The organism is Cellulomonas septica, from assembly GCF_012396155.1.
Taxonomy (GTDB): domain Bacteria; phylum Actinomycetota; class Actinomycetes; order Actinomycetales; family Cellulomonadaceae; genus Cellulomonas; species Cellulomonas septica.
This window is the reverse complement of the sequence record NZ_JAAXOY010000527.1, coordinates 1-2,539: the sequence shown is the minus strand read 5'-3', so window position 1 is coordinate 2,539 and position 2,539 is coordinate 1. Positions and strand designations below refer to the sequence as shown.

Below are 2,539 nucleotides of genomic sequence, written 5' to 3'. Positions count from 1 at the left end.
CCCCGGGACCGCGGTCCCCACCCCCGACCAGATCGACACCGACGCCGTCCGCGTCGTCGAGAACCCCGACCCCCGTACCGCGCTGAAGGAGCTGTGACGTGACCACCCCCCTCATCACCGCCGACCTGGTCGCCGTCGACCTCGTCGCCACGGACCGCGACGACGCGACCCGCCAGCTCATCGACCTGCTCGCCGCCTCCGGGCGCGTGACCGACGCCGACGGGTTCCACGCCGACGTGCGCGCCCGCGAGGCGCAGATGGCGACCGGCATGCCCGGCGGCATCGGCCTGCCGCACGCCCGCTCCGCGCACGTCACCGTGCCGAGCCTCGCCGTCGGCAAGGTGCCCGGCGGCGTCGACTTCGGCGCGCCCGACGGGCCTGCGACGCTCGTCTTCCTCATCGCCGCGCCCGACTCCGGGGACAGCGCGCACCTGCAGATCCTCGCCGCGCTCGCCCGGCGGCTCGTGCACGAGTCGTTCCGGACGTCGCTCAAGGACGCGCCGGACGCCGCGACCGTCGCCGAGATCGTCACCCGAGAGGTCGTGCCCGCATGAAGCTCGTCGCCGTCACCTCGTGCCCCACGGGGATCGCGCACACGTACATGGCCGCCGAGGCCCTCGAGCAGGCCGGCCGCGCCGCCGGTCACGAGGTCGCCGTCGAGACGCAGGGGGCCGCGGGCTCGATGCCGCTCGACCCGCGCGTCATCGCCGACGCGGACGGCGTGATCTACGCCGCGGACCTCGAGGTCAAGGACAAGGACCGGTTCGCCGGCAAGCCGTTCGTCGACGTCGGCGTCAAGAAGGCCGTGCACGACGCCCCGGGCGTCATCGCGGCCGCCGTCGCGGCCGTCGAGTCGGGTGTCCCGGCTCCCGTCGCCACCGGGCACGCGCCGGGCTCGGGCCCTGCCGGGCCGACGACGAAGGTCGACAGCAACGCCGGCGTCGGCACGCGCATCCGGCAGTGGCTCATGACGGGCGTGTCGTACATGATCCCGTTCGTCGCCGCGGGCGGGATCCTCATCGCCCTGTCGTTCATGCTCGCGCAGCTCGCGTGGGGCGACGAGGGCGTCGTGCGCGTCACCGAGGTGCCGCTCGACGACCTCATGACGTCGTTCAACGTCGTGTCGCTGCAGGACTGGGCGGTGCTGCTGTTCCAGACGGGCGGCGTGGCGTTCGGGTTCCTCGTGCCCGTGCTGTCCGGGTTCATCGCGTACGCGATCGCCGACCGGCCCGGCCTGGTGCCCGGCTTCGTCGGCGGCTCGATCTCCGTGCTCGTGGGCGCCGGCTTCCTCGGCGGCCTCGTCACCGGCTTCCTCGCCGGGTTCGTCGCCCTCTGGATCGCCCGCTGGAAGGTCCCCAAGGGCGTGCGCGGCGTGATGCCCGTCGTGGTGATCCCGCTGCTGTCGTCGTTCGTCGTCGGCCTCGTGATGTTCGTCATCATCGGCCGCCCGATCGCGTCGCTCATGGACGGCCTGAGCTCGTGGCTCAACGGCCTGTCCGGCTCGAACCTCGTCCTGCTCGGCCTGCTGCTCGGCGCGATGATGGGCTTCGACCTCGGCGGTCCGATCAACAAGGTCGCGTACACGTTCGCCGTGACCGGCCTCGCGACCGAGGGCCTCGACGCCGACGCCACGCAGTACAAGGTGATGGCCGCCGTCATGGCCGCGGGCATGGTCGCGCCGCTCGCCATGGCGCTCGCGACCGTCGTCCGCAAGAAGCTGTTCACGCACGCCGAGCAGGAGAACGGCAAGGCCGCCTGGCTGCTCGGGGCGTCGTTCATCTCCGAGGGCGCGATCCCGTTCGCCGCCGCCGACCCGTGGCGCGTGATCGTGTCGTCCGTCGCCGGCTCGGCCGCCACGGGCGCGATCGTCATGGCGTTCGGCTGCACGCTGCGCGCCCCGCACGGCGGCATCTGGGTGCTCCCGCTCATCGGCAACCCGCTCGGGTTCATCCTCGCGATCGCGATCGGCGTGGTCGTCATGGCCGCGATCGTCATCGCGCTCAAGAGCGCCAAGCCCAACCCGCTGGTCGAGGCCGAGCAGGCCGCCGACGAGCAGGCGGCCCTCGTGGCCCAGGCGGCCTGACGGTCGCACCGGCACCCGACAGCCGTACCCGTAGACACCGGCACGAACCCCGGAGGACCAGCACCATGGCTCAGCGCACCGCCGTCGTCGCGTCCCGCGTCGGGCTGCACGCCCGCCCCGCGATGATCTTCACGAACGCCGTCGCCGCGACCGGCGTCCCGGTGACCATCGCCCGCCCGGGCGGCGACCCCGTCGACGCGAGCAGCATCCTGTTCGTCATGTCGCTCGGCGTCCCGCACGGCGAGGAGGTCACGCTCAGCACCGACGACGGCGCCGAGCGCGTGCTCGACGACCTCGTCACGCTGCTCGAGACCGACCTCGACGCGGAGGACGCCCCGGCGGCCTCCGGCACGGGCTCGTGAGCACGCCGACCGCGCCGGCCACGCCCGACGCCCCGGTCACGCGCGACGCCGACCGCGTGCTGCGCGGCGTCGGCGTAGATCGGAAGAGCGTCGT

At 73.4% G+C, this 2,539-nt stretch carries 3 protein-coding genes; all 3 read left to right on the top strand.

Features of this window, described 5'->3' with window-relative positions; translation table 11 throughout:
* Window positions 1-98: 98 nt before the first annotated feature.
* A complete protein-coding gene (locus HGA02_RS16085; RefSeq protein ID WP_168680097.1) occupies window positions 99-554 on the top strand; it encodes a PTS sugar transporter subunit IIA in 456 nt (151 codons plus the stop codon).
* Window positions 551-2,083: a PTS fructose transporter subunit IIC gene (locus HGA02_RS16080; protein WP_168680096.1), complete on the top strand. Its 1,533-nt coding sequence runs from the start codon at window positions 551-553 to the stop codon at window positions 2,081-2,083. The genes HGA02_RS16085 and HGA02_RS16080 overlap by 4 nt, the downstream gene beginning before the upstream one ends.
* A 65-nt stretch (window positions 2,084-2,148) precedes the next feature.
* Entirely contained in the window at window positions 2,149-2,445 is a 297-nt protein-coding gene (locus HGA02_RS16075; protein WP_124343827.1) for an HPr family phosphocarrier protein, read from the top strand.
* The last annotated feature ends 94 nt before the right edge of the window (window positions 2,446-2,539 follow it).

Excerpts from the sequence above, each read along its gene's own strand:
- HGA02_RS16080 (WP_168680096.1), top strand. The coding sequence starts at position 551 with ATGAAGCTCGTCGCCGTCACCTCGTGCCCCACGGGGATCGCGCACACG.
- HGA02_RS16075 (WP_124343827.1), top strand. The coding sequence starts at position 2,149 with ATGGCTCAGCGCACCGCCGTCGTCGCGTCCCGCGTCGGGCTGCACGCC.